Below are 25,741 nucleotides of genomic sequence, written 5' to 3'. Positions count from 1 at the left end.
GTGAGTAAATGTATGTAAAGCCTCAGTACATAAAAACGAACCTAATTTAGGTAAGCTCTGGCAACTATATGCCACGACTCGAAAAGTAACGCGTGGGTGTATCGCCATAGACCCGACGAAACATCGCAATAAAGTTACTGGGCGTCGAATAACCTAAAGCATGTGCAATATCTCCCACCGATTCCCCTCGAGCTATCATTTCTAATGAATGTATTAGCAGTACTTGTTGCCGCCATTCACTAAAACTCATGTTTAACTCACTTCGAATCAATCGTCTTAACGTCCGAGATGAGACTGCCCCAATATTGGCCCAATGCTCTACAGAATGCTTGCTGTTTGGGTCTATTAAAATTGCTTGAGTAACTTTTTGCAGTCTCGGATCTCTGGGCAGTGGGATGTGGAGTGACTCATGAGGGCTATTGACGATTTCATCGGATATTACGGCAAGAATACGTAAAGACTGTATGGATAGATCGTCTGTTTTGCTCCATATCGATGCTCTAACCGATAGGGCTTTCAACACATCGCTCATTTGGATAACACAAGGTCTCATTGGAAACCGCTCACAACTCTCTGGAGTAAACAGTAATGAACGACCTTTCAGAGAACCACAAAAATAAACACTGTGCATCGCACCCGGGGGGATCCAACCAGCTCGGTGAGGTGGTAGTATCCACGTTCCTTCATCGGTTTTGACCTGAATTAGCCCTTCATCTATACACAGTAACTGGCCTCGATGATGACTGTGCCAATTATGTGGCCGTTGATCCAAATGGTTGAAGTCGCTCCTTTCATGCTGCCACTCCTTAACGATCAGTACGGCGCCATTTTTCCATTCGCTGTAATCAGAGTTTGTCACTTTATTTACTCAATTCCATTTTGGCCATTATTCATTATTTTCTGTCCTCTTAACGTTACCATAGCAAGTTAGCGTTCGAGTAACATTTTAGCAACGATCATTTCATCGAAGGCAGAACCATCATGAACGAACCTATCTTTATTATCTATTACATTACAGCAGGCTTGGGCATTGGCTTTCTCGCTGGACTCGTTGGTGTGGGTGGTGGTGGAATGGCCGTCCCTATTTTTGCGTTTCTATTTTCACTACAGGGAATAGCTGATACGGAAGTAGTGCATCTTGCGTTAGGGACATCAATGGCTTCGATGATTATTACAACATTGGGCAGCATGCGCGCTCACTACAAAAAAGAGAATGTAGACTCAACAATGGTAGTAAAAATGTTGAGCGGAGTTCTAGTCGGAACATTTTGCGCCACATTCGTAGCATCGTATCTACAAGAAGTCTATCTGGCAGGCTTTTTCAGCGTATTCATGTTGTATGTTGCTTATAAGATGTTTCTCAACACTGAAAATGAGTACAACCCTAACCCACATGGGGCTATCGGTAATATCACTGTAGGCTCGGTGATTGGCTCTGTATCAGCACTTGTCTCTATAAGCGGTGCGGGGTTGATCATCCCCTATCTTGTCCAGCAAAATTTTGAGTAAAACGTGCTATTGGACCTCTGCTGCGATAGGTTTCCCTATCGCGCTGTCAGGAAGCCTCGGTTACATGTTAAACGGATGGGAAAATACAGATTGGAACAACTTAGTCTTAGGATACATATACCTTCCTGCAATGCTCAGCTTCTCCATTAGTAGCTACTTAACTACTAGCCTCGGCGTGCGTTGTGCAGAGTATTTCCCAAATAAAGTTCTTAAGAAAATCGTTGGTATTTTGTGTGTTCTTCTAAGTTTCAAAATGTTGGTACAAGTACTTAGTTAGAGCAAATAACACGGTCACTAGTAGGCCTTGCACTATGGTGAAAGGATAAGCCTGCAAAAACTTACTTCTCGCTTTGCTGGTCCAAGCACACAATGTGTAAGAAAGCTCCTCATTGTTGCACTCTTATGACTTTGTTAACCTGGCCAGAATTACATCCAAAATGTGCTGATGATTGTCCTTTCTGGAAACCTCGTCACGCTCCTGGCAAAGTGCTTCCTCCCCTTCTGATGCGAGAATTTTAATGCCACGCTCAGTACATTCTGCGAACGCACTAAACTGACTCGCACTAGGAAATCTCTTGAAACGTCACATTGGGAAGATTCAACAAGTGATTCGGCTGGTGTCAGTGCGGGATGTAGCCGATCAGAAAGCGTCACCACGGTGATAGCATTGTTCATCAAGGCCAGAGTTTCAGGGACAAAAGTTTTCGTTAGCTCAGGGTTGATAACGACGACCGATTTCAGTTTGTTTTCAGACTGAAATCGGGGAAATTTTTGATCCGGGATGCTGGTAATATCAACGTTATTTTCACGTAACCAATGACAGTCTACATTGGTGGCGTTGTGACACGATGTTCGATATTTCTCCGGGCTTATTTGCGCTCCGGAGAGCATCAGCATAGATGTGCCGCCCAGAAAAAAGCCGATCCCCTGCACTGCATCAGTATCTACGCCTCCGACAGTATCCCGACCGAACTTAATTCGTTCAGCCCAAGCACCAAATCACTGGTTCTGAATGTGATTTCATCAACAGCCATTTCTGCATTGATTTCGTTCGGTGCAGGAGGCTTTGGTACCACAACGACATAACCTTGTTGCGCCAGGCTCGAGGCTATCCAACCACTGTGGGAAAACGCTGACCGTGTTCCGCCCTGCGACAAAAGCACAACGGGAAATTTTCCACTTGCTAAAGGGGCATCTAACTGCGTTTCGACTGATTTAAAAATGTTCCCCCTACCAAACGTGAAATTGTTTTTTTCGTTCGTTGTGGGATACCAATAATAGACTTCTACTGGCTTATCTCTGTCTTCACTGAATCCCGTTTTGATTGTTAGCGCAGAATGGTATTTCGGCTCATTCGTACTGGCGCTGGCACTAACACACAATGTAGCGAGTAGAAAAGACATTATTATTTTGGTTTTCATTTTTCCCTCAGCCGGTCAACACATTATTCTGCACGGCATCTAGAAAAATAACGCGCAGGAGATTCTCCATATATTTTGCGAAACATAGCAATAAAGTTACTTGGAGTCGAGTAACCCAAAGCAAGTGCCTACTTTGAACTGCGCCAGCACTCTCTTGGACAGAAATAATTTAGAGCATTTACTTAAATTAGCAAAGTGCGAATAACTTCTGGTATGGAAAATCTGTGTCCAATCTGGCAGGAGCAGTTTAGTTATTGGAAATGCAGCTTTATCGAGACGTTCTATATGTATTGGCTTAACAGAGGTGTTGCGAGCTTCAATGCAATACCAAACATGATGCATGAAATCGCAGAATCTAAAATTCTCCATGTTCTTGGCTTACTAAAAAGTGGGATCAACTTGTTAGCCAAATACACTAATCCATAAAACCAGATCCCTGATGCAATCAGTGCCCCTATAACAAACAGTAGTTTTTCATCAGGTTCCATTTGAGCAGTCACACCACCAAGGATCACCACCGTATCCAGATAGACATGTGGATTTAAAAAAGTGATAGCCATCGCCATTAAAACGACTTTTAACCAACTCTGGGCAATGTCCGAATTTTCCAACTCTAGGTGACTTGAACCATTCCATGCTGATTTTGCAGATTGTTAGCCATACCAGAAAAGAAATACTACGCCGCCAAGAGTCAAAAGGTCTTTCCATAATGGTGCTTTATAGAGCAGTGTCCCTATACCAAGTACACCAGTACTGATCAGTAGAATGTCTCCAAGAAAGCAGATAGTGGCAACGGACAGTGCGTATTGCTTTTTTAATCCGCACTTTAATAGAAACGCATTTTGGCTACCGATTGCGACAATCAAACTTCCAGAAACAACGGCACCCGTTAACAAAGTATTTATCACATCAAACCTCAATGGATTTTGAAGCAAACACCAACGATTGCTCTATCACTGAATCAGGCATGATCACTTGCAAGTGTTTAATCATTTCTTGGCCCGCCTCCTGCAAGTGTTCTAGTGGCATTTCAGGCAAGCTTTCTAGAATAAACCACATGTTACGTGTGTCAGATTCAATTCGGGTTCTGACACCCTGCCTCCAGTTCCAACGACGACAAGTAACGCCTACTTCATCGCGCCAAATTACTTCCCCAACATCAGGGTTTTCAATTGAAGCCTCACCATTTTTCATGGTGTCAAAGGATTCAGAGCCATCTGCGATAGTGAGTGTTGGCGTTCCTTGATAACTGTCCATATCTTCACCACCTACGGGTATGGCGTATCGAATACTGATGGCATTATAAATATCCACAATAGGGTCAATGCTCTGCATTCCTCCATCTTTCAATACTCGTTTTCGCAGTGCAGCAGCCGAGCAAGGGGTTCGATTTGGTTTAGCGCCAAATTGACGAAAAACGTCTCCCCACGCATTGATGTGTGATTCTGCCCATGGATAGTCGTTCTCAATGACGGAAGTACATGCTTCTTGCAGAACCCGTTTTGCATACTCTTGGCTCTGAACTTCCGTTCCTTTAACGGATATGCTCAATGCTTTGAACTCTGGTGCAATCTGGGAAATTCGAGCATCGATTGACGGCACTACAACAACCATTAGATAATTCCTTCAGTGATTCATTTTCATGCAAGATACATTACAATGACCAAAAAAGTCAATATATCGACCAATGGTGGCACTGATGCTGATTTCATTAATCAAGCGGTAGCCGCAAGGATCAAGGAACATCGAAAAAGGCTCAAGTTGTCACTGGATGCCCTGTCAAAAAGAGCAGGGATAAGTAAAGGCATGTTAGTAGAAGTAGAGAAAGGGGCAGCTAACCCTAGCATTTCGACGTTGTGTAAACTGTCTGCTGCCCTTGGGATTTCGGTTGCCGATATTGTGAATGTTGCGAGTAATCCAACAGTCAACATCATTGATAAAGAGGACATTCCAACGCTTTGGACTGGCGAGCACGGTGGTAGCGCAAAACTTCTGGCGGGAACAAGCGGCCCAGATATGATTGAGTTGTGGCGCTGGAATATGAAACCATCAGAAGTTTTTGAATCAGCAGGTCATCCACAAGGCACGTTTGAACTTTTTCATGTTGAGTCTGGAATACTCACTTTGAATATTGATGGGAAAGCCATAGAACTGCATGAAGGTCAGTCCGCTATAGCTAAAACGGATGTCCCTCACAGCTACTCAAACCAAGCAGATTCGGATTTAGTTTTCACTATGAGCGTTGCTGAGTTACATCGATAAGCCCACTCATTTAGAGGCGAGTTCAAATAAGATTTATTAAGGCAAAGCCATACTCACAATAGATGGATTAGTACTAGCCCCAAGTAACAATGGGGCACTTTTGCGTTAGAAAGTACTCAACATGAAGGTTCTCGACAAAGATGAATCAACTCGATGCTGCCCAAAAGACGTCTAAGCGAGTTTCAGATTTCAAGTAACTTTTGAGACTTTGAGCACTTTATGTATATCGGTGTGTTCAATCCTAATAGAGCATTGAATAGTTAGATATTGAACAATCCATGTGAACTATGAAACTTAAGTTAACCGTGTGATTTGCTCTCTTACGATATCTAAAGCTGATTGCAATTGTAATCGGCTTAATGGACCTGCAAGTGATATCCTCACTGCTGCCGGCACTTCATACCGACCCACAGCAAACATTTCCGCTTCCCTCACTCTGACACCATGTTTCAACAACGACTGGTTAAAGTGATACCCTGTTAATGGCTCAGGCAAAGGTAGCCACACATTGTAACCAGGAACACCAATCTGGATTTCGGGAAATACTGCCTTCCAGATCCGATGACGTGCACTGAGTTCCATCGCTATCTCTTTGTCCACGGCTTGCATAGCTCCGCTAGTTAACCAACGACAAACAAGGTCGATTATCAAAGGGCTAACATACATACAACTGGCTCGTAGCGCACGTTGCAGTAAATCTTTGAACGACAAAGGCAGAATGATGAAACCCAGCCGCAATCCACCTGCAAAGTATTTAGAAAAACTGCCCACGTATAAGGTAATATCTGGAGCAATAGCAACTAAGGGACTCTTTCGATGAGACGGTGGGCAGTAGAGAACATCGTCCTCAATAATCAACACATTGTAACGACGACATATCTCTATGATTTTTAGTCTTCGGCTATCCGTTAACTGAGCTCCGGTCGGGTTCTGTATTCCCGGCGTAAGATAAAGCAGTTTTGGGCGATGCCTCTTACAGTGCAAAGCCAGATCTTCTGGATCTAATCCATGTTCATCGACTTTTACTGGCACTAGCTTTCGTTCGGATTGCTGACATGCATAGATGAACTCTGGATAACACAGCCCTTCAGCAAGAATTGTATCTTTAGGGCGGCTTAGAGATTGAATAATCAACGATATCCCGTGTTGCCCTCCATGAGTCCACACTAGACGCCGTGCATCAATATCGATATTGAATTTGGTCATCAGCCATTGTCGAAGAGTCTCGTTATGACCCCGAATGCCATCAGCGGAGTAGTAATCCAGCACGGCTGCCTGCGCAAATTTCCTCGTGTGATAGCTCTTTCAACGCATTCGCAAGAAATTTCGGCTGCGATAATAGCAAAGGTCGGCAACGTGCCAGATCAATGCCTTTTTCTTCCAATACCGGATGATAAAAGTGGTTCAGTTCAGTTTCTCTGTTAACGTACATAAGTACCGCTTCCTACTTTTGGTTCCGTTAAGCCCCTCCGCTCTAGCTCCCTATATGCCCTCGTCACCGTTCCAACCGTCACACCTAAGCGATAAGATAAAATACGCTGAGGAGGTAATTTAGTGTCTGGTTCGAGTTCACCACTCTCTATCACCTCTGCAATCGCTTCAGCCAGTGCCATAAACTTAGGTCCGGAACGACCCGATATATCAGGGACTAACATTGTCTCTCTCCGAAGGGGTACAATTAACTCTTGTATTCAGGATAAATAAGGCCTGACGAAAATGAAATCAAAGAATTGTCACCATGACGCATTAACTGTAGGTCTCTCTCACTTCATCCCTTTATTCTTGGCTTATCAGCACTAATTTGAGAAGAAAAGAAATGACAACATTATGGGACCTAACTCCAGCGATGAGTTTATTTGCGTTTGTCACCGCCATAACACCCGGCCCAAATAACTTATTGCTCGCCAACTCAGGGGCACAATTTGGTATAAGGAAATCATGGCGACACCTAATTGGTATCCGTATTGGCGTAATAGGGTTAATTCTGCTTTGTGCATGTGGTGTCGGTGTTGCCCTACAAGCTCATCCAAGTTGGTATCTCGCTATAAAATACATCGGTCTGGTTTACATGTTCTGGCTGATGATTAAGCTGCTATGTACTAACCCTTTCGCAGGCAAACCCACTAAAAGCAAACCAATCAACATAACTCAGGCTACGTTGTTTCAACTGGGTAATATGAAGGCTTGGATGGCATCACTTGCTTTGGTCACAAGTTATAGTCTCCCTTCTAACTATTGGTTCTCTGTTACATTGATTACTTTCGTGTTTACGACATTCGGACTGTTTGCAAATATTACTTGGGTCTGGGTTGGTCAAAAAATTCGTATTTATCTCAATACCGTATCAAGACAGCGCGTATTCAACATCAGCCTAGCGACGATAACATTCATATCATTGTTACCAGTTTTTAGGCACTCTGCCTGAATGGCAAAGAGCAGAGTTTTGTATGTATAAAATTGCTAATTACCTAAATTCGCATTTCGAGGCGTAACACACTTTGGGACAAAAAAGAGTCAGCCTAACGGTCTGGCTCTTTTGAATGAAAAAATAGTCTGGTGGGAGAACTTGTAAGGCTGTGGCAGGTTACACTCACTTACTCCTTAGGCAGGTGACCAGTTTCCTTCGCAAGCTTTTGCATCGCCTCGGCAAACGTTGTTGTCCCGCCTTTAGCTTTAACCTGTATTACCTTATATCCCAACTTTTCCAACGCTTGGCGCTCTGCCAAAACAGCTTTGTCATTGTGTTGGCTACCTTGAGCTGGCTGATGAATGTAGCATCCCTCTAGTTTACCATCTTCGACCAATTGGTGATGTTTCAGTGCATCGATATCAAAATTCATAATAAGTCTTTTCATTAAGAGTGGGAGTTTCTGTGGCTAGTTACATACGCTTCAAAGGCTTCACGACACTATCTAAGCCTTCAATTTTGAACGCTAAACATAGCTTGAGCAAATCCCCTAGCTCGCCGCTTGGCCAGCCCTTTTTATCAAACCACAGTAAGTATTCTTCAGGCAGGTCGATTAACACTCGCCCTGCATATTTCCCAAATGGCATTTGCATTCTAGCGAGTTTAATGAGGTTTTCTTTTTCTAACATAAGTGACAGAGAGTTAAGGTAACTCGTGCAAGGGTAACACTGGTTCTCCCTCCTCACCAGCAAATCGCAGTCACGTTTATTTTGGCGGCCTTGACTCGCTTTGTGCTAGAGTACGCGGCATAAAAAATGAGAACGAGAAAGCAATGAAGTCACCTTGTCGAGCAGCATGTAAAAATAACGCCGGAATATGCTCTGGTTGTCACCGGACGATGGATGAAATCATCCAATGGAAAGACAAAACCGATCTCCAACGAGATGCGATTATCGAACAAATCGCAGGAGAAGATTCAACGCACAGTTGTCCTGAGTGCGGGACTCAAGCCCATTGTGATATCGCCGCAGGCAAAGAGACATGCTGGTGCTTTACTATTGAAACCCGTGATTTACCCAAGCCAAGCGCCAACCAGCTGTGTTTGTGCCGAAAATGTCTAGAAAAAAAGCCAGTCGCGTAATACGACTGGCTTACTGATCATCGTTTTCTGACTGGTGTTTATTTAGCGGTTAAAGCGGACGCTTCAAACTTAATGCCTTCCCACCCTGTCACCATAAAATTACGAATATTCTGGTGATCGCTGTTCTCTGGATGCTGCAATACATCTTCACGATAAAAACGGCCAAAGCAGGCTAGCGTCGCTTCTTTGTCTAGGTTGTTTAGCAAACCGAAAGCGAAGATCTTACACGAACCGTTGTTCTCGCCTGCATTGTTTTGTGTCTCACCATTTACAAAAGCGGTTGGCTCAAACGTATAGTTATCTTCGATCACCGCCATCGTTGCTTCAAATTCGACCTGCTCTGGTGACGCTGCCAATAAATCTAAAAACGATTTTAATTCCATTATTCCTCTATCCCTACTTCATCATATTGATGACACATTAGTTTCATAAAAAGCCAATATAAGAGTCATCAATCATACATATATTCAGAGCCTTACCAAATCAAACGTCATTCAGCGCTCTATCATTCCAGTTGCGGAAATGGACAGCAGCATAAAACCCATGCTGATTGACAACCTATCGGATTGATAAGGAGATATCATGATCACCCCTTTAAAGGCAATCGGTGTACTCGCATTGTCATCACTTGCCATCGCGTGTTCATCACAACCCGAAGATACCGTGGCTTCATTCGCTACACAATGCAAACCTACCACTGCCCCCGTTACTGGGGAAACGTCAATTCAAGGTTTAACGTTTATCGGAACATCCGTTGCTGATGCTCCATTCGACACATCGGCAGCTGAAATCGTCAGTTATGACGCTTGTACAGATAAGCTCTATGTGGTTAATGCTCAAGCAAAACGTGTCGATGTAATGTCTATGGATGACAACGGCGTACCAACGCAAAGCGCATTCATCGATCTCAACAGCGCTGGCGAAGCAGCGGGCATTGAAATTGGCGCAGCAAACAGTGTCGCTGTATTCAATGGTTTGGTAGCAGTTGCGATTGAAAACAGTAATAAACAAGCGAATGGTATTGTTGGCTTGTACCGCTCCGACGATTTGTCATTAGTCACGACTTTCCCAACAGGCGCATTGCCAGACATGGTTGGCTTCTCAAAAGATGGCCGATACATCGCAACCGCTAATGAAGGAGAACCAAACAGCGATTACAGCATTGACCCTGAAGGTAGTATCACTTTGATCGATCTGAGCCTTGGTGTTACTCAAGCAGAAGTGACACAAATTGGCTTTAACGAATTTGATGGTTCACGAAAAGCAGAGCTCCCAATGAATGTGCGTATTTCGGAGCCAAACGCCACCGTCGCACAAGATCTAGAGCCTGAATACCTCACTTTTGCAGATAACGGTAAAATCTATGTCGCGCTACAAGAAAATAACGCCATGGCAATCGTCAATCCAGAGAGCAAATCGGTAGAAAAAATTGTTGGCTTAGGTGAGAAGTCTTGGTCGGGCGCTAAACTCGATGCATCCAACAAAGACAAAATCATTGGGAACTTGAAAAGCTACCCACAACTGGTTGGCTTATTTATGCCTGACACTATCGACAGCTACTCAGTGAATGGGAGTACTTACATCGTATCTGCAAATGAAGGCGACGGGCGTGAGTACGGATTCACAACCACTCAAGAACTGTGCGACAAAGCTGGCTTTATGTGGGATGAAGACGATTACCTCGGTACAGATGAATATACATCTGAGCAAGGAACCTGTTTAAGCCATATTGATGAAGTGCGCGGTAAGAAGCTGAAAGTGGCAGCAGAACACCCATTGGCAGAGGCACTAAAAGACAACAAACAACTCGCGCGTTTAAAAGTGATTAAGCCGGAACAAACGCTTTCTGCACAAGAGAATGTTCAATCATTTGGCGCGCGTTCATTCTCGATTTGGGATGAAAACGGCAAGTTGGTTTTCGATAGTGGTGACGATTTCGCAACCATCGCATTAATGAATGAAGGTAAGAACTTCAACAGCACCAACGATAGCAATGACAGTGGGGATGACCGCAGTGACGACAAAGGCATTGAGCCAGAGGCAATTGAAGTAGCACAAATCAATGGTCGTCATTACGCGTTCATCGGCTTGGAGCGTCAAGGCGGCATCATGATTTATGACATCACAGACCCGAAACAAGCGCAGTTCCTGCATTACGTAAACCGTCGTGATTACAGCCAACCAGTTTGTACTGAAGTGGAAGATGGCGAATGCGCGAACGACACTTACAATCCAAAAGCAGGTGATTTAGGTCCAGAATCCATTAATTACTTTACCCGTAATGGTGGTCATTTTATCGCCGTTGGCAATGAGGTATCGGGCACGACATCCGTCTTCCGAATCAATCTATAAAGTAATGTAAAAGTCATTTAGAACCAAAACGCCCGACGTAAGCCGGGCGTTTTTTTGTATGAGGTAATGTCCTACTCTGCCGATGCTAGCGCGTCACACTTTGATGCGCAGATAAAATCGTTTTTATGCAGACCTTTGATAGAGTGACTCCACCACGTTACGGTAACCTTACCCCATTCCAACAAAATAGAGGGATGGTGGAACTCATCTTCTGCCAGTTCCGCGATTTTGTTACTGAAAGCCCATGCTTGTTTGAAGTTCTTAAATTTATACACCTTTTCTAGTTGAGGTATATCTTCTCTTTCAATGATCTGCCAATCAGACAATTGCAGAAGCAGAGACTGTTGCTCTTCTTTGCTTAGTGCAATGGCATCGATACTACAAGCTTCGCATTTTTGTTCATTCAACATGAGCAGGTTCCTTTGGTTCAAAAAGTGGAGGAAGCAGTCCAGCTTCAATCGCTAGATCGGCTTGTTTCAATAAATTTAACTGACTGATTTTAAAAAGCTGAGAAAAGTCATCAATCACGTAATACTTCGGTTGCATGATGTCGATACGATAAGGCGTTCTCAGCACTGTTTGTAATTCAAATGGGTCGCGAATTGCTACATCACTCTCTAATGCGTAGAGGGTTTCGCCAGGAGATGAAAGAATACCACCACCGTAAATTTTGGTTTTGTCCCCTTCTTTCACCAAGCCAAACTCTACGGTAAACCAGTAGAGGCGAGCGAGATAGGCTCTTTGTTTTGGGGTAGCGGCTTGCCCTAGTTGACCATAATGCTCGGTAAATGCAGCAAAGTCTGGGTTGGTTAACATCGCGCAATGACCAAATATTTCGTGGAAGAAATCTGGCTCCTGTAAGTAATCGAACTCATCTCTTGTACGCAAGAATGTGGCGACTGGAAAGCGCTTATTACCGAGTAGATTAAAAAATCGGTCGAAATCAATAAGCGCGGGAACGGGCTCCACTTGCCAACCTGTTGTCTCCATCAAGACACGATTAATTTCTGGTAACTGAGGAACGCGGTCTTGAGGTAAATCAAGCAGCGTCAAACCGTGTAAATAAGCCTCACAAGCTCTGTTTTGGATCACACCCATTTGTCGTGTTACCAAATCTCGCCAAATGGCGTCTTCTTCACGGCTCCATTCAACCCTGCCTTCCTGGTTTACGGGTTTAGAACGATACTGGGTCATGGCTCATCTCCATTAACAAATCCTTTACATTAAGCCTATCTGTAGTCTTAAGAGCTTCCAATCCCTGCGCGATTTTCTCAGCATCACCCCGATGTAACATATTGTTTACAACTCATCGTAACTGCATGATTTTTATGACACGATATAATATCTGGCTTGTTTGACTTTATCGTGTATTCCTCTCAAACTAAAACCTGTTATCACTTTGTTATAGAGGGACCTATGCGCGAGAGCAGCAAAGTATGGCAACCGAGCGAAAGTCGTATCGAAGAAGCCAACATTACACAGTTTATTGAACACATTAATCGACAAGGAAATACCCTTGAAAGCTTCGCTGATCTGCATCAATGGTCACTCGATCATGTAGAAAAATTTTGGCAGGAAGTTTGGCTATTCTGCGACGTCATTGGCACTCAGGGAGAGACCATAAAAGAGCGAGCAGAAAGTCGCTGGCAGCAACCTGTTGAAAATAGGGATATAAAATGGTTCCCAAACGCGCAAATTAACTACGCCGAAAATTTGCTAACCTACGCGTGTCACCAACCCGATGATCTCGCGATTTGGTTTGAAAATGAACGTGAAGAAAAACAGACCTACACCTGGAAACAATTGTGCGAAGAAGTTTCGAGTGTGCAGCAATGGTTGAAAGAATGTGGAATTAAGCAAGGTGATGTCGTCGCTGGTTATTTACCTCACCTACCTCAAACGGTAATAGCTATGCTAGCAACCACCAGTTTAGGGGCGACCTGGACTTCTACCTCACCTGATTTTGGCGTCGAAAGCGTTTTGGAGCGCTTTGGTCAAGTGAAACCCAAAATCCTGTTTACTTGTGATGGCTATACATTCAATGGCAAAACTTTCGATATGTCTAAGAAAAACCAGCATATTGCGGATCATCTTGATGGTCTTAAACAAGTTTGCCAAATTAGCTACCTTAAACCACACATTTTTGAATGCGATGTCTGCACCCAAGATTGGCAAAATGTCCTGAATCAATACACCCCCGAAGCGCTGACTTTTACTCGTGTGAATTTTAACGATCCGCTATTTGTGCTCTATTCTTCAGGCACAACAGGCAAACCGAAATGCATCGTTCATTCCGTCGGCGGAACGGTGCTTAATCACTTGAAAGAGCATCAACTGCATTGCGATATCCAACCGAACGACCGAGTGTTTTATTACACGACCTGCGGTTGGATGATGTGGAACTGGCACGTTTCTTCACTCGCGAGCGGTGCATGTTTGGTGATTTTTGATGGTAGCCCTGTTTACCCCACTCATAATGTGCTCTGGGACCTCGCAGAACGAGCCGAAGTGACGCTGTTTGGAACCTCAGCAAAATACCTAGAGGCGCTGGAAAAAGCACCTTTTTCTCCGCAGAAAAGTGATGCATTTCCAAGTCTGAAAACCATTTGCTCAACGGGCTCTGTTCTGTATCCAGAACAGTTTGATTATGTCTATCAGCGCATTAAAGAAGATGTACACCTCGCCTCGATTTCTGGCGGAACAGACATTTGTGGCTGCTTTGTATTGGGCAACCCTATTTCTCCCGTTTATCGGGGAGAGTGCCAATCAGCAGGGTTAGGGGTCGATGTCCGAGTCTTTAACCCACAAGGTAATAGCGTAATGGGAGCGCGCGGTGAGTTGGTTTGTGCCAATTCATTACCCAACTTCCCTGCTGGCTTTTGGAACGACACCGGTGAGAGATATCATCGTGCTTATTGGGATAAATTCGACAATATTTGGCACCACGGCGATGATGTTGAACAGACCCGCGTTGGGGGATACGTATTTTATGGTCGAAGTGATACCACGTTGAATCCTGGTGGCGTAAGAATCGGCACGGCCGAAATCTATCAGCAAGTGAACTGTATAGACGGTATTCTAGATTCGATCGCAGTAGGAAAAGAAGTCGATCGCAACGAACAAATATGGCTGTTTGTCCAATTAGTCAAAGGGGTAGAGCTCAATGACGAGATGATCGCTTCCATCAAAGCACAGCTAAAGTCTGCATGTTCTCCAAGGCATGTACCTAGTGCAATTTACGCAATAAGCGATATACCTAAGACACGCTCAGGAAAGCTGGTCGAGTTAGCCGTTAAGCAAGTCGTTAACAACCGAAGCGTCGAAAATTTAGGCGCAATAGCCAACCCTGAAGTGCTGGAGGAGATACGCAGGATAGTCGTCTCAAAATAACCTCCGAAGACTAAGTTGTTCGAGTATGTCCTTGCCTGCACCACGACGCTTGTTTAGAGCAAGTGAAGTTACATATATCCTCAGCAGATAAGAAAAAAGCGAGCTTGTTAGCTCGCTTTTGTCATTTTTTGTTCTTTATTCAGCGGTATTAGCGACGACCAAGCCCCATTAATACCGACATTGTTTTACCATCAGATGTAATGTCAAAAACGTGTTGCGATTCAACTTCAGTAAAACCCGCTTCTTTCAGTGCACGCTCAGACTTCGCAAGGGTAAAACCGTCTTGTTCACATTCTGCAATCCAATCAAAATGAACAAAATAGCCGCCGTGGTTAAGTAGAGAATGCGAGATCGTTAATGACGCGTCTAAGTCTTCCACAAACGCTAAAACTGATGATGCAACCACCAAGTCGAACTGTCCACGAAAGGCCGGATGCTGAGCGACTAAGCCGCGAGATAATGCATCTACCACAGGTTCTACGTTGACGAGCTCTTTTTTATCGAGTTCCTCAATCATGGCTTCCGATGCGTCTAATGCTACGATGTCTTTAACCATCGGTGACAATCGTTGACTTAACTGCCCTGTTCCGCATCCAAAATCTAGTACTTTAATGCCATCAAGCTGAGTTAGCTGTTGTAACTGCTCAAACACCGACTGCGCAAATTGCTCTGTTGCTGGATTTGATTCCCAGTTTTTTGCTAAGCCGTCCCAATCTTGTGCCATCGTGGCCTCCATGTTCACTTTTTGTAACCCACATAGATTACCGCAAAACCGTTAAAAGACCATAGACTTATCTGGCGGATTCGCGTTTTTTTCGATAATCTTTCATGGCTTTGGGAGCGCATCTGCATAATACCCAAATTATTTGAATTCATTTATTGGTTGTGTCAAATCATGAACTTAACTCAAGTAGAAGCCTTCTGCACCATCGCTGAGTGTGGTTCTGTTTCTGAAGCGGCAAGGCAACTCGACTGCAATCGTACCAAACTCAGTATGTCGATTAAGGCATTAGAGAAAGATCTCGACGTTGAATTGTTTAACCGAACTGGCAACCAGCTCACCCTCTCTGAAGCTGGGAAAGCCATTTACAAAGATTGCGAACACCTACTTATCATCGCACAACGGGTCAGAAAGACCTGCGCTCAAATCTCGGAAGGGTTTAACGCGGAAGTTTGGGTAGCACGTGACGACTCCTTACCTGATGATCTCTGGCAAGAATTATCTCATACATTGAATAACCGCTTTCCTTCAACAACCTTCAACTTAATCTTGGCATCCAGTGGCGACTTAGCCAACTTGGTCAGTACCCACCAAGTAGATTTTGCTTTCGGCGTTGATTATGAGCGAGTAGACGATCCTCGTATCGTATATAACCCATTAGGCAAGATACGTATGATGTCAGTATGCAGTGTAGAACACCGCCTAAGTAAGATGCGCCGTGTCTCAGACGAAGATCTACGTAGTCAGATGCAAGCACTAATGGTGTACCTAAATGAGAAAGACAACCCTGAACTGCAACCTTTCTCGACTCGATATATTGGTTTTTCGAGTTTTGACTACATGCTGAACACCATCTTAGAAGAAGACGCTTGGGGCGTGCTTCCAGAACCATTAATCCGCCATTACCTTCGTCAGCAGAAGCTAGCCGTTATCAAACACACATACGGATTGACGCAAGAAGACTACTGTATGTTTTCACCTAACGGCCATACTGAGCATCCAGCAATGATGTGGTTAGCAGATAAATTGAGCGAGTATTTATTTGACTTCTAAACATTTTATCAGTGAGCGTCAATTTTACTGACACCAAAAAATCACAGTAAGCCATTGTTTTATAGGAATATAAATAAAAACGCAATTTTTTAGATTAGTTACTGGTCACTTTGTGGTTGCCTAAATTACCTTATGAGCGAAGAATAGTAAGGTATTAAAATTCAAAGGCATCTTTTATGTGTGACAGGACAAGCAAAAACGAAAACCGTATTCTAACCATTTCAGCCCTTTTGGCATCTGGGTTCGCTGCTGGTGGTATGGTACTTGGCTTGCTTGTAGGCTCAATTGTCATCGTTTTTGACGGTGTTTACTCTTTGGTCAGCTTACTGTTAACTTTATTGTCACTGGCCGCTTCTTACTATATTAACAAGCCTTCAAAATCTGTATTCCCATTTGGAAAAGCGGTCTTAGAACCAATCGTTATTGCGATAAAAGCAGCCGTCATTTTAGTGGTTGTAAGCTTCTCTCTCTACTCTGCGATATCAGCATTGATGTCTGGAGGTCGCGAGGTCGATGCTTCTATTGCGACCTTATTCGGCATCGTGAATGTTATTGGCTGTGGTTACGCTTGGTGGTTTATGGCGAAACGCAGCCGCCGCTTCTCATCAGGCTTGATTGAAGCGGAGAAAAAACAGTGGCAAATGGATACTCTGCTAAGTGTGGCGGTGACCGTAGGATTTATCTCGGCTTGGGCTGTTTCACTAACGCCATTCTCTGAGTATGCGGTATATGCCGACCCCATGATGATGGTTTTAATGGGCTTTTACTTCCTCAAAGTACCGTTCGATATGCTAGTAGGTGCCTTACGTGAACTACTAATGATGACACCAAGCAAAGAGCTGTGTCAGAGCGTTGGCAAAGATGTTCTTGAGATTGAAAAAGTGACTGAGCATCAATTGAAACTGGCTGGCGTAACGAAGGTGGGCCAAGAGCTACGAGTAAATGTGGACGTACATATTGATGACGACACATTGGAGCTTGATACACTAGAGCACACTCGTAAGCAGCTTATCAAGCGACTGTCGAAGCACAGATTCAAGCTTCAACTACATTTGAACGTCGCTTATTAGAGCGCCACCAAAGAGCCGTTAAAACTCCATAAAAAGCTCCCAATCTCGGGAGCTTTTTTAATTTTTTCGATTTAGTTGCTTCGTATTCGAATACAGCTCGCAAGGGAGATCTGTTCGTTGCTCACTTAAATTCTCTGATCTCGTTGGTAACTTACCCAGCCGCTTCGCGCTTCTCTTTGGTGACTAACCAACACATCAGCGAGCCCACCGTTACCATCACAACGCCCTGCCAAAAGCTATGGCTCAGAGTTACGCCAAGAATAATGGAAGAAAATAAAGCGGAAAAAATGGGCGTGAAGTAAGACAAGGTGGCGAGAAAAACCATATTGCCGCCAACGATCGCGATGTTCCATAAACCATAACCACCAGCCATTAAAGCCGCAGAAGCCACTAAGTACCCCATCGCTTCCCAACTGAATGTCATTGTTGGCTCATCCGTAAACGCATATTTGACCCAAAGCGAAACAGCAGTTGCAATGAAAAACAGGGTAATCGCATTATGTTTAGATTGCTGCCTTTGGGTTAAGTTGCAATAAAAAGCCCATATAACCGCGCCAGCGAAAGCCATAAAATACACCAGAGGGTTACTACTAACATTGGACATGATCTGAGTTATGGATAAGCCATTCTCACCGCTCACAGTCCAAGCAACCCCAACAAACGCCAGCGTAACTGCTGGATAAAGCAACCAGTTTGTTTTTTTATTACTGCCAAGGAGCGCAAATAAAACCGTCAGTGCAGGCCAAAGGTAGTTGACAATCGACACCTCAATTGCCTGCGCGCGCGAGTTGGAATATCCCAAAGATAGAGCGAGAAATATTTCATAACAAACGAACATCGCACCACCAAGCACAAGATACTTGGGAGAAAAGTAAGACAACTTTGGAATACCGACCACGATAAGAAGGAAAACAGAGCTGAGAGAATACAACATGGCTGCCCCACCTACAGGACCTAAACTCTCCGTAACCAACCTCGCGATGCCAAGCAGACAACTCCAAGAGAGAATCGCGATACAACCATAAAGTGTGAAACGAAATTGCACTGATTTCATATGACCTACCACTCACGAATGCCAAAGGAAACGTCAGCTTAACTCAAAAATGATCAGGTTCAACGTACTGTTTTATAAAAATCAGTATAAAAATCATTCTATTAAGCCGTTGGAGTTGATATGAAACATTTTCTGCCCTCTAGTGTTATGCTTACACCCTTTGTTGTGCGCTACTATGATGAAGATGACAACGAGAGTGAAAACGTTAAAACACATTCGGAAACGCATGGTCTAGATAGCGAAGAGCAATCTAAGGAACGTTCAGAGTAAAGGAATTCAAACATGAAAAAAGTCGCAGTCATTTTAAGTGGTTCAGGCGTTTACGACGGTTCTGAGATCCACGAAGCAGTGTTGGCGCTCTACGCCATCGAGAAAGCAGGGGCAACTTGGCACTGCTTTGCACCTAACATTGACCAACTCCATGTCATCAATCACCTAACTGGTGACGAAATGGATGAAACCCGTAACGTCTTGATCGAATCAGCTCGTATCGCACGCGGAAACATTGACGATGTTGCCAAACTTAACGTCGATGAATACGATGCCCTACTGCTTCCAGGTGGGTTTGGTGCCGCGAAAAACTTAACCGACTTCGCTGTTTCGGGTGCGGAGTGCTCCATTAACACACACGTAGCTCAAGCTTGTCGCGCGTTTGCTAATGCGAAAAAACCAGCTGGCTATCTGTGTATTTCTCCTGTCATTATTCCGATGATTTATGAGCAAGGCGTGAAAGGAACGGTAGGCAACGATGAGGCAGTCTCAATAGCATTTAATCAAATGGGCGGTGAACACACCACGTGCCCTGTCGAAGACATCGTTTTTGATGAAAAACACCTCGTACTTTCAACCCCTGCTTACATGTTGGCAGAGAATATCTCTCAAGCGGCTTCAGGTATCGAAAAGTTAGTATCAAAACTGATTAAAATAGCTTAATTATTAGTAGTTAGCTTATAAAACACTTCCCTATCCCCATTGATAATTAAGTTATTAATGGGGATTTTTTATACTTTAGTCGAATTTAGAGATATATCCGCGTCAGAAGTCAATTTCTGCCAATCGTTTGCGTCCATAGTTTCATATTTGTTCTACTTTATATCAGTGTTGCACTTATACGCAGTGCAACAAGATCACTGTCACAGTTTTTCTCTTGCAAGTACCTCTAAGTGGGTAAACTTGCTTTAGATCAACTTCAATCTGGAAACGAATGTGCGACAGTAAATGGCAAATTAAGAAAGATTATTAAAAATAACGACGGAGCTATCCAATATGACAAGTGCATTTTTTATCCCTACGGTAAACCTAATGGGCGCTGGTTGTTTGAAAGACGCAGCAGACAGCATCCAATCTCAAGGCTTTAAAAAAGGTTTGATCGTTACGGATAAGATCCTTAACCAAATCGGTGTAGTCAAACAAGTTCAAGACCTTCTCACTGAGCGCGATGTAGCAACCGTTGTGTTTGATGGCACTCAACCAAATCCAACTATCAGCAACGTTAACGACGGCTTAGCACTTCTTACTGATAACGAATGTGACTTCGTTATCTCTCTAGGCGGCGGTTCACCACACGACTGTGCGAAAGGTATCGCGCTTGTTGCTTCTAACGGCGGCAAAATCGCAGATTACGAAGGCGTAGACCAATCTGCAAAACCAATGATGCCACTTATCGCGATCAACACGACGGCGGGTACTGCATCTGAAATGACGCGTTTCTGCATCATCACTGACGAAGAGCGTCACATTAAGATGGCTATCGTTGATAAGCACACAACACCGCTTATCTCGGTAAACGATCCAGAGCTAATGCTCGCTAAACCTGCTTCGCTAACTGCGGCAACAGGTATGGATGCCCTAACTCACGCGATTGAAGCTTACGTATCTATCGCGGCAACACCAATCACTGATGCAGTAGCAATCAAAGCGATTGAGCTTATCCAAGCTTACCTACGCACAGCAGTGAAAAACGGTGAAGATCTAGAAGCTCGTGAACAAATGGCATACGCACAGTTCATGGCGGGTATGGCGTTCAACAACGCTTCTCTAGGTTACGTACACGCAATGGCACACCAGCTAGGTGGTTTCTACGACCTTCCACACGGTGTTTGTAACGCGATTCTTCTACCTCACGTACAGCGTTACAACGCGCAAGTATGTCCTGAGCGTCTACGTGACGTAGCAAAAGCAATGGGCGTAAACGTAGAAGGCATGTCTGCTGAAGAAGGTGCAGCGGCAGCAATCGACGCTATCGTTACTCTAGCGAAAGATGTGGGTATCCCAGCAGGTATTAAAGAGCTTGGTGCGAAACTAGAAGACATCCCAACACTAGCAGACAACGCACTGAAAGACGCTTGTGGTTTCACTAACCCTAAACAAGCAACTCACGAAGAAATCTCTAAGATCTTCGAAGAAGCGATGTAATCTCGCTACATAAACAATTCTCTAGCCTTAATTCAATCCCCGATCTCGTATCGGGGATTTTTTACATTCATATACAAGTGAATCTCTGCCAAACATAGTCTTTTAGTGTTAGCTTTTAAGTATTAACACGATTCATATTGGAAGGAACCATGAGAACGATTGCTGCTACCCTACTCGCTTGTTTATCCTTTTCTGCCAACACTGCCGAATACCGCGCCAACGAAGTGGCGAGTGGATTTCAGATCCCTTGGGGGATCGAGTTCTTAGATAATCAACGCGTTATCGTCAATCAAAAGAACGGTACGGTTTCGTTGCTGGATATCACCACAGGCAAACCTCAAAAGCTGTTTAACGTCCCCGATGTGAACACCAGTGGACAAGCCGGCTTATTGGATGTTGCGCTCGCACCGAATGCCGATACGCAAAACCCGCAACTCTTCTTTACCTACAGCAAGCGCACAAGTAAAGGCAATACGGTGGCGTTAGCGACGGCGCAATTGCAAAACAATCAACTTGTGGGTTGGAACGATCTCTTTGTTGCTGATGCCATCACCGACACGGGTCGCCACTACGGCAGTCGAATTTCATTTGTAGACGATAAAGTTTACTTCTCAATCGGTGACCGTGGCGAACGTGATAATGGGCAAGACAGTCAAACCCATGCTGGTAGTATTGTGCGCCTTAACCTTGATGGTTCGGTTCCGCAAGACAACCCATTCAAACCTTCCGAAGCTCGTCCTGAGATATGGAGTTACGGGCACCGCAACCCACAAGGTATGTTTTACGACGAAGCAACAAAACAGCTGTGGTCTATTGAACATGGACCACGCGGCGGCGATGAAATTAATCTAATCAAGAAAGGCGCGAACTACGGCTGGGCTAAAGTCTCTCATGGTAAAGAATATTGGGGGCCGTTGGACGTTGGGGAAGCTAAGTCGTTACCGGGAATGGAAGATCCCAAGCTGGTATACGTCCCTTCTATCGCGCCCAGTAATATGATTTTGTACCGTGGTGATAAATACCCAGAATTGGACGGAAAAATCCTCGCAGGCGCATTGAAACTGGCGCACATCAACGTGGTTTCTATTGATAATGGCAACCTTACCGAATCAAAAAGATTAATGGAGAATCTTGGTGAGCGAATAAGAGATATAACCATCAGCCCCGATGGTTATATCTATTTTTCTACCGACAGCGGCAAAATATTTCGTCTTGAGGAAAGGTAATCAAACACTAAAATCATTAAGACTATTTGATTTGTGACGTACTAGTGATTTATTTTCGTACAATCTAAGCAGAAGAATCTAAACTTAACAATAACCTTTTGTTTTTTAAAACGATAGTTCGGTTAAGTTGTACGAGGCCATTATGATTCCATTCCCTTTGCAGCTCGATAAAATTAAAGCCGTGGTGTTTGATTTAGACAACACCTTGGTGAGTTCTGATATGAACTTCGGCGAATTGCGACAACAGCTTGGCTGTCCGCAGAGTGAAGATCTATTGGATTTTGTCGACGCACTTGAGCATCCTCACCATCGAGAGCACGCTCATAACGTGATATTTGATTACGAGATTTCTGATGCTGAGCAGTCTGCTCCAATGATTGGCTGCCATGAATTGCTCGCCCACTTGCATCAAAATGAAATCAAAACCGCTATCGTGACGCGCAACTGCCAAATCGCCACGCAGCGCAAACTAGAGCACAACCAAATCTCAGTAGAACGAGTCATCACTCGTGAATGCTTCCCGCCCAAGCCAGACCCTTTGTCTCTGCAGGTATTGGCGAAAGAGTGGCGTTTGATGCCTGATGAAGTGCTTTATGTCGGCGATTACCTTTACGACTTGCAGGCAGCGTATAACGCGCAGATGCCCTCTTGCCTTGTGCACCATGGGAATCAAGAAACCTTCAATGACTCAGCCTCGTTGGCGCTTAATGAACTCAGCGATTTACTGAGCCATTTCCAATCCTTACCACGCAAATAAAGCGCACACATAAAACACGCACACAAAAAAGGGGCACCAGCGTGCCCCTTATGACTTATTCCCGATTGTTTCATGCGTTCCCAAGGATTGCTTGGGTGATGCGCTGCTTAGCCTTGTAGGTAAGCGTTAAGCATCCACATTAATTTTTCTTGCTCACGGATGTAGTCACCCATCAATGCCGCTGTACCTTCGTCATCTGCTTCACCCGCGTTTTGTAGAATCTCACGCTGTTTTAGAAGTAGAACGCTAAAGCCTTGAACCAGACCTTGTACACACTCCTCACCAGAAGTCGCGTTTTGATGTTCTTTAATTTCACTTGCTTCCAAGTAGTTGCTGAATGCGTGTGCTGGTGTATGACCCAAAGTTAGAATACGCTCTGCAAGCTCATCGATTTTTGTTTGTAGATCAGTATAGATCTCTTCAAATTTTACGTGCAGTTCGAAGAATTGCGTACCTTTAATGTTCCAGTGGTAACCACGAGAGTTCATGTATAACACTTGGTAATGCGCTAGCAGTTGATTTAACTGTTGAGCTAGTTGTGCTGATTGTTCGCTGTCTAGACCAATTAGGCTTACTTGTTTGTTCATAATCTTGCTCCTAGAAGGATGATACCAATCGTAGTAACGAACGATTCTCTTACCGGGATTGGTATAAAGTTTAAAAATTCTTTTGCAGTATTTGCTGCCGATGGAGTCATATTACGACTCTGGCTCGGTGAAGAAAATTTGGTTTTAACTATGATTTAAATAGCTAAATCCAATGAGCAAGTAGACGAATATCGGCGTATCATCCAACAAAAAGCCCCAACCCTTTTTGTGTAAAAAGAATTGGGGCTTTTTGACTATTTGGTTAATGTTCAAAAGTCGATGAACAGACGTAAACCTTATCTATGCCGTTTTGAAAGTTGCCATCTGTTGATTCAGCTCGGTAACTTGCTCTTTTACTTGCAATGATGTCTCTGATGCACGTTGGCTGTTATTCGAAACCTCATCAACTGATTGAGTAATACCGGACATCAATCCAGTGATCGAATTGGTCGCATGAGATTGCTGCTCTGCCGCTGCCGCAAGCTCTGCCATTTGTTCATTCAAGGAACCTATTTGCTCAGTAGTAACAAGCAAACGAGTTACCGCTTTTTCAATGTGCTCAGCGCCCTGCTCCGCAAGTGATTGACTGTGTTCAATCTCCTCAACCACCGAATTGGTCGAGCGTTGAATCGCGTTGATAATGCCGTTGATTTCCGTCGTCGATTGAGTAGTGCGCGTCGCTAACATACGCACTTCGTCCGCCACAACCGCAAAGCCTCGCCCTTGGTCACCTGCGCGCGCTGCTTCTATCGCGGCATTCAATGCCAGTAAGTTAGTTTGCTCTGCCAAACCTTCAATCACTTCCGTCACTCGACCAATGGCTTCGCTCTCTTTGCTTAGCTGTGTGACTTGCGTACTCGCAGTTTCAATGCTGCCGTGCAAACTTTCCATGGTGACTTTGTTTTGCTCTAAAGCATCGCGACCTTGTTCAATCTCGCCTTTTGAATCAGAAAGCTTCTGCACAGATTGATTGGCTTGATCTAGAGTGTTACGCGCTGCTAAAGCGATTTCATCCAATTGGCTTCCCATTTCAACAATGCTGGTCTGTTGCTGTTCAACATTCGATGAAGTGACTTGCGCCGATTCCAACAAAGCTCCCATGCTGGTATCCACTTGGTGCGCTTTTTCACTCACCCCTGCGACGATGCTCGCTAACGATTGGTTCATGCGGTTAATCGAATCGGTAAGGTCTGCCAATTCATCTTTCCCAACAACAGTGAGCGGAGGCTGAGAAACGTCTCCTGAAGCGATCGTCTTTGCACGCTCCGATAAGTTTTTCACTCGGCGACCAATGGTGTTGCCCATGTATTTTGAAATCGCTACTGCGGCAAACAAAACTAATGCTGCTGCAATCAACATAGTGGTCAGTACGTTCTTGATCGACTGATTAATACCCTGTCCACTTTGATCAGCACGACTTTGCTGAGCCAATACAATCGTTTCTAAACTTTGGTCTAGTGCATCCGCTGCTGGCAACAGTTCATTCGCCATTAACAAGTTTGATTCGTTCCATTCTGGCGATTGACGCAATGCAATCACCTGCTCTGCTAAAGGAAAGTACAGTTGCTGCATTTCTTTAAACAGTGACCACAGTGATTGGTCGTTATCGGTAAGTCTGTCGAGTTTGCTGTCGATTTCCGCCACGGACTGATTGTGGTATTTAATCAAGTCGTGGTATTTGTCCAAATGCTCTTGCTGCCCGTACAACAGGAAATCTCGCAAAGCAGACAGTGCATTGGCAAGGGAGGTATAACTGTCGGCGTAGACTTTAAACAAACGCTTTCTGTCTCCACCAAATGGATTTCCCGACTCTTCATTGATTAAGCTTTGAAGCTGGTCAAGTGCCACTTCTGCAATGGGTGCCGCTTCGTTAATAAAGAGGTTATGCGCGGGTAAGTTCTCATCACTGTGACTGAGCTCAATCAGCTTGTTCAAAGAGACTTTTACCGCGTCCCACTGGCTTTGGATCGCTTGAAAATCCTGTTCAGAGATCAACGCCTGCAACGTCGGAAGTGACTCGTCTGTAGATGCCATGATATTGCGTACGTCCTCACTCAGACGTGCACTCGCCTCTTCATCGCCACCTAGCAACATGTAGGCTCGAATCGAGGACAGCGACGCTTGAACGGACTGTTGGATACCGCGACTGGTGTCGACGGTCGGTAAATCGGATTTAAGTAACGAAGAGGCGTATTGCTCTACGGTAGTGACGTTGCGATACGTGAATACCGCTGATGCCATAAAAAGTACGGCTAGCAGCACAAAACTGAGCTGCAACTTCCCTGATATCGTAAGGTTCATCCATAAACTCCTGACAACGATGAGCCTTAAATATAACGATGTTTACAAAAATGTTAAATACGGGTATCAAAAGTT

General features: G+C 44.3%; 25 protein-coding genes and 3 pseudogenes. 13 read left to right on the top strand and 15 right to left on the bottom strand.

All coding sequences use genetic code 11. The annotated features are described in order from the left end of the window. Positions 1 to 64: 64 nt before the first annotated feature. On the bottom strand, positions 65 to 859 hold the full coding sequence (locus J4N43_RS18415; RefSeq protein ID WP_053350635.1) for an AraC family transcriptional regulator: 795 nt from the start codon (positions 857 to 859) through the stop codon (positions 65 to 67). A 122-nt stretch (positions 860 to 981) separates the two neighbouring features. On the opposite strand from J4N43_RS18415, the pseudogene J4N43_RS18410 reads away from it, so the two are divergent. Continuing rightward, positions 982 to 1,786: pseudogene (locus J4N43_RS18410) on the top strand (sulfite exporter TauE/SafE family protein). 149 nt (positions 1,787 to 1,935) lie between these two features. Here the strand turns inward: J4N43_RS18410 and J4N43_RS18400 are convergent. From J4N43_RS18400 to J4N43_RS18385, 4 genes and pseudogenes are all read right to left on the bottom strand, one after another. Beyond that, entirely contained in the window at positions 1,936 to 2,442 is a 507-nt protein-coding gene (locus tag J4N43_RS18400) for an alpha/beta hydrolase (protein WP_252094196.1), read from the bottom strand. Positions 2,443 to 2,453: 11 nt separating this feature from the next. Next, complete coding sequence (locus J4N43_RS18395; protein WP_252094195.1) at positions 2,454 to 2,930, bottom strand: alpha/beta hydrolase; 477 nt, start codon at positions 2,928 to 2,930, stop codon at positions 2,454 to 2,456. A gap of 281 nt (positions 2,931 to 3,211) precedes the next feature. Further along, positions 3,212 to 3,838 (bottom strand): annotated as a pseudogene (locus J4N43_RS18390) (LysE/ArgO family amino acid transporter). Position 3,839: 1 nt separating this feature from the next. Continuing rightward, on the bottom strand, positions 3,840 to 4,544 hold the full coding sequence (locus J4N43_RS18385) for a B3/B4 domain-containing protein (protein WP_053350631.1): 705 nt from the start codon (positions 4,542 to 4,544) through the stop codon (positions 3,840 to 3,842). Positions 4,545 to 4,589: 45 nt separating this feature from the next. On the opposite strand from J4N43_RS18385, the gene J4N43_RS18380 reads away from it, so the two are divergent. Continuing rightward, entirely contained in the window at positions 4,590 to 5,192 is a 603-nt protein-coding gene (locus J4N43_RS18380; RefSeq protein ID WP_053350630.1) for a helix-turn-helix domain-containing protein, read from the top strand. A gap of 294 nt (positions 5,193 to 5,486) precedes the next feature. Here the strand turns inward: J4N43_RS18380 and J4N43_RS18375 are convergent. Further along, positions 5,487 to 6,847 (bottom strand): annotated as a pseudogene (locus tag J4N43_RS18375) (aminotransferase-like domain-containing protein). Positions 6,848 to 7,008: 161 nt separating this feature from the next. On the opposite strand from J4N43_RS18375, the gene J4N43_RS18370 reads away from it, so the two are divergent. Beyond that, entirely contained in the window at positions 7,009 to 7,617 is a 609-nt protein-coding gene (locus tag J4N43_RS18370; protein ID WP_053350628.1) for a LysE family translocator, read from the top strand. 169 nt (positions 7,618 to 7,786) lie between these two features. Here the strand turns inward: J4N43_RS18370 and J4N43_RS18365 are convergent, their stop codons facing one another. Together J4N43_RS18365 and J4N43_RS18360 are read right to left on the bottom strand one after the other, a co-directional pair. Further along, entirely contained in the window at positions 7,787 to 8,032 is a 246-nt protein-coding gene (locus J4N43_RS18365; protein ID WP_005375556.1) for a hypothetical protein, read from the bottom strand. Between the two features lie 40 nt (positions 8,033 to 8,072). Next, positions 8,073 to 8,288 (bottom strand): DUF3820 family protein, encoded by a 216-nt coding sequence (locus J4N43_RS18360; protein WP_053350627.1) that lies wholly within the window; start codon positions 8,286 to 8,288, stop codon positions 8,073 to 8,075. Between the two features lie 143 nt (positions 8,289 to 8,431). On the opposite strand from J4N43_RS18360, the gene J4N43_RS18355 reads away from it, so the two are divergent. Then, on the top strand, positions 8,432 to 8,740 hold the full coding sequence (locus J4N43_RS18355) for a cysteine-rich CWC family protein (RefSeq protein WP_080276966.1): 309 nt from the start codon (positions 8,432 to 8,434) through the stop codon (positions 8,738 to 8,740). 38 nt (positions 8,741 to 8,778) lie between these two features. Here J4N43_RS18355 and J4N43_RS18350 read toward each other — a convergent pair whose 3' ends face one another. After that, a complete protein-coding gene (locus J4N43_RS18350; RefSeq protein ID WP_005375560.1) occupies positions 8,779 to 9,123 on the bottom strand; it encodes a HopJ type III effector protein in 345 nt (114 codons plus the stop codon). A 199-nt stretch (positions 9,124 to 9,322) separates the two neighbouring features. Here J4N43_RS18350 and J4N43_RS18345 point away from each other — a divergent pair, with 199 nt between their 5' ends. Then, complete coding sequence (locus tag J4N43_RS18345; RefSeq protein ID WP_158159384.1) at positions 9,323 to 11,092, top strand: choice-of-anchor I family protein; 1,770 nt, start codon at positions 9,323 to 9,325, stop codon at positions 11,090 to 11,092. Between the two features lie 71 nt (positions 11,093 to 11,163). On the opposite strand, the gene J4N43_RS18340 is transcribed toward J4N43_RS18345, so the two are convergent. Further along, complete coding sequence (locus J4N43_RS18340; RefSeq protein WP_005375563.1) at positions 11,164 to 11,502, bottom strand: 4a-hydroxytetrahydrobiopterin dehydratase; 339 nt, start codon at positions 11,500 to 11,502, stop codon at positions 11,164 to 11,166. Next, positions 11,492 to 12,286 carry a phenylalanine 4-monooxygenase gene (gene phhA, locus J4N43_RS18335; protein ID WP_053350625.1) on the bottom strand — a complete coding sequence of 265 codons (795 nt, stop codon included), beginning with the start codon at positions 12,284 to 12,286 and terminating at the stop codon, positions 11,492 to 11,494. The genes J4N43_RS18340 and phhA overlap by 11 nt, the downstream gene beginning before the upstream one ends. 222 nt (positions 12,287 to 12,508) lie before the next feature. Here phhA and J4N43_RS18330 point away from each other — a divergent pair, with 222 nt between their 5' ends. Further along, positions 12,509 to 14,482, top strand: a complete 1,974-nt coding sequence (locus tag J4N43_RS18330) for an acetoacetate--CoA ligase (protein WP_053350624.1) — start codon at positions 12,509 to 12,511, stop codon at positions 14,480 to 14,482. Between the two features lie 148 nt (positions 14,483 to 14,630). Here the strand turns inward: J4N43_RS18330 and J4N43_RS18325 are convergent, their stop codons facing one another. Next, positions 14,631 to 15,206 carry a class I SAM-dependent DNA methyltransferase gene (locus J4N43_RS18325; RefSeq protein ID WP_017821100.1) on the bottom strand — a complete coding sequence of 192 codons (576 nt, stop codon included), beginning with the start codon at positions 15,204 to 15,206 and terminating at the stop codon, positions 14,631 to 14,633. A 171-nt stretch (positions 15,207 to 15,377) separates the two neighbouring features. On the opposite strand from J4N43_RS18325, the gene J4N43_RS18320 reads away from it, so the two are divergent. Together J4N43_RS18320 and J4N43_RS18315 are read left to right on the top strand one after the other, a co-directional pair. Beyond that, the gene (locus J4N43_RS18320) at positions 15,378 to 16,256 is read left to right on the top strand and encodes a LysR family transcriptional regulator (protein ID WP_053350623.1); all 879 of its coding nucleotides are present in this window, start codon (positions 15,378 to 15,380) and stop codon (positions 16,254 to 16,256) included. 176 nt (positions 16,257 to 16,432) lie between these two features. Then, positions 16,433 to 17,326, top strand: coding sequence for a cation diffusion facilitator family transporter (locus J4N43_RS18315; RefSeq protein ID WP_005389400.1), 894 nt, complete (start codon positions 16,433 to 16,435; stop codon positions 17,324 to 17,326). A 151-nt stretch (positions 17,327 to 17,477) separates the two neighbouring features. Here J4N43_RS18315 and yddG read toward each other — a convergent pair whose 3' ends face one another. Continuing rightward, complete coding sequence (gene yddG, locus J4N43_RS18310; protein ID WP_158159385.1) at positions 17,478 to 18,380, bottom strand: aromatic amino acid DMT transporter YddG; 903 nt, start codon at positions 18,378 to 18,380, stop codon at positions 17,478 to 17,480. A gap of 120 nt (positions 18,381 to 18,500) precedes the next feature. Between yddG and J4N43_RS18305 the strand changes: the two genes are divergently transcribed. The 5 genes from J4N43_RS18305 to J4N43_RS18285 all read left to right on the top strand — a co-directional run bounded on the left by J4N43_RS18305 (position 18,501) and on the right by J4N43_RS18285 (position 22,778). Further along, positions 18,501 to 18,650, top strand: a complete 150-nt coding sequence (locus J4N43_RS18305; RefSeq protein WP_017634379.1) for a hypothetical protein — start codon at positions 18,501 to 18,503, stop codon at positions 18,648 to 18,650. 12 nt (positions 18,651 to 18,662) lie between these two features. Further along, positions 18,663 to 19,313, top strand: coding sequence for an isoprenoid biosynthesis glyoxalase ElbB (gene elbB, locus J4N43_RS18300; protein ID WP_017634378.1), 651 nt, complete (start codon positions 18,663 to 18,665; stop codon positions 19,311 to 19,313). Positions 19,314 to 19,646: 333 nt separating this feature from the next. Next, positions 19,647 to 20,795 (top strand): L-threonine dehydrogenase, encoded by a 1,149-nt coding sequence (gene yiaY, locus J4N43_RS18295; protein ID WP_005388247.1) that lies wholly within the window; start codon positions 19,647 to 19,649, stop codon positions 20,793 to 20,795. 149 nt (positions 20,796 to 20,944) lie between these two features. Beyond that, positions 20,945 to 22,021 carry a PQQ-dependent sugar dehydrogenase gene (locus J4N43_RS18290; protein WP_005375583.1) on the top strand — a complete coding sequence of 359 codons (1,077 nt, stop codon included), beginning with the start codon at positions 20,945 to 20,947 and terminating at the stop codon, positions 22,019 to 22,021. A 142-nt stretch (positions 22,022 to 22,163) separates the two neighbouring features. Then, the gene (locus tag J4N43_RS18285) at positions 22,164 to 22,778 is read left to right on the top strand and encodes an HAD family hydrolase (protein ID WP_005375585.1); all 615 of its coding nucleotides are present in this window, start codon (positions 22,164 to 22,166) and stop codon (positions 22,776 to 22,778) included. 107 nt (positions 22,779 to 22,885) lie between these two features. Here the strand turns inward: J4N43_RS18285 and J4N43_RS18280 are convergent, their stop codons facing one another. After that, entirely contained in the window at positions 22,886 to 23,365 is a 480-nt protein-coding gene (locus J4N43_RS18280; RefSeq protein WP_005375587.1) for a Dps family protein, read from the bottom strand. Positions 23,366 to 23,665: 300 nt separating this feature from the next. Further along, a complete protein-coding gene (locus J4N43_RS18275) occupies positions 23,666 to 25,666 on the bottom strand; it encodes a HAMP domain-containing methyl-accepting chemotaxis protein (protein WP_062730943.1) in 2,001 nt (666 codons plus the stop codon). Positions 25,667 to 25,741: the final 75 nt, after the last annotated feature.

It is taken from the genome of Vibrio sp. SCSIO 43009 (genome assembly GCF_023716525.1).
In the GTDB taxonomy this organism is placed as follows: domain Bacteria; phylum Pseudomonadota; class Gammaproteobacteria; order Enterobacterales; family Vibrionaceae; genus Vibrio; species Vibrio alginolyticus.
Note: the sequence above shows the minus strand (reverse complement) of the source record. Positions and strands in the feature narration are given on the sequence as shown.

Coding starts and splice junctions, on each gene's coding strand:
- J4N43_RS18395 (WP_252094195.1), bottom strand. CDS start 2,930: ATGAAAACCAAAATAATAATGTCTTTTCTACTCGCTACATTGTGTGTT.
- J4N43_RS18385 (WP_053350631.1), bottom strand. CDS start 4,544: ATGGTTGTTGTAGTGCCGTCAATCGATGCTCGAATTTCCCAGATTGCA.
- J4N43_RS18380 (WP_053350630.1), top strand. CDS start 4,590: ATGACCAAAAAAGTCAATATATCGACCAATGGTGGCACTGATGCTGAT.
- J4N43_RS18370 (WP_053350628.1), top strand. CDS start 7,009: ATGACAACATTATGGGACCTAACTCCAGCGATGAGTTTATTTGCGTTT.
- J4N43_RS18365 (WP_005375556.1), bottom strand. CDS start 8,032: ATGAATTTTGATATCGATGCACTGAAACATCACCAATTGGTCGAAGAT.
- J4N43_RS18360 (WP_053350627.1), bottom strand. CDS start 8,288: ATGTTAGAAAAAGAAAACCTCATTAAACTCGCTAGAATGCAAATGCCA.
- J4N43_RS18355 (WP_080276966.1), top strand. CDS start 8,432: ATGAAGTCACCTTGTCGAGCAGCATGTAAAAATAACGCCGGAATATGC.
- J4N43_RS18350 (WP_005375560.1), bottom strand. CDS start 9,123: ATGGAATTAAAATCGTTTTTAGATTTATTGGCAGCGTCACCAGAGCAG.
- J4N43_RS18345 (WP_158159384.1), top strand. CDS start 9,323: ATGATCACCCCTTTAAAGGCAATCGGTGTACTCGCATTGTCATCACTT.
- J4N43_RS18340 (WP_005375563.1), bottom strand. CDS start 11,502: ATGTTGAATGAACAAAAATGCGAAGCTTGTAGTATCGATGCCATTGCA.
- phhA (WP_053350625.1), bottom strand. CDS start 12,286: ATGACCCAGTATCGTTCTAAACCCGTAAACCAGGAAGGCAGGGTTGAA.
- J4N43_RS18330 (WP_053350624.1), top strand. CDS start 12,509: ATGCGCGAGAGCAGCAAAGTATGGCAACCGAGCGAAAGTCGTATCGAA.
- J4N43_RS18325 (WP_017821100.1), bottom strand. CDS start 15,206: ATGGCACAAGATTGGGACGGCTTAGCAAAAAACTGGGAATCAAATCCA.
- J4N43_RS18320 (WP_053350623.1), top strand. CDS start 15,378: ATGAACTTAACTCAAGTAGAAGCCTTCTGCACCATCGCTGAGTGTGGT.
- J4N43_RS18315 (WP_005389400.1), top strand. CDS start 16,433: ATGTGTGACAGGACAAGCAAAAACGAAAACCGTATTCTAACCATTTCA.
- yddG (WP_158159385.1), bottom strand. CDS start 18,380: ATGAAATCAGTGCAATTTCGTTTCACACTTTATGGTTGTATCGCGATT.
- J4N43_RS18305 (WP_017634379.1), top strand. CDS start 18,501: ATGAAACATTTTCTGCCCTCTAGTGTTATGCTTACACCCTTTGTTGTG.
- elbB (WP_017634378.1), top strand. CDS start 18,663: ATGAAAAAAGTCGCAGTCATTTTAAGTGGTTCAGGCGTTTACGACGGT.
- yiaY (WP_005388247.1), top strand. CDS start 19,647: ATGACAAGTGCATTTTTTATCCCTACGGTAAACCTAATGGGCGCTGGT.
- J4N43_RS18290 (WP_005375583.1), top strand. CDS start 20,945: ATGAGAACGATTGCTGCTACCCTACTCGCTTGTTTATCCTTTTCTGCC.
- J4N43_RS18285 (WP_005375585.1), top strand. CDS start 22,164: ATGATTCCATTCCCTTTGCAGCTCGATAAAATTAAAGCCGTGGTGTTT.
- J4N43_RS18280 (WP_005375587.1), bottom strand. CDS start 23,365: ATGAACAAACAAGTAAGCCTAATTGGTCTAGACAGCGAACAATCAGCA.
- J4N43_RS18275 (WP_062730943.1), bottom strand. CDS start 25,666: ATGAACCTTACGATATCAGGGAAGTTGCAGCTCAGTTTTGTGCTGCTA.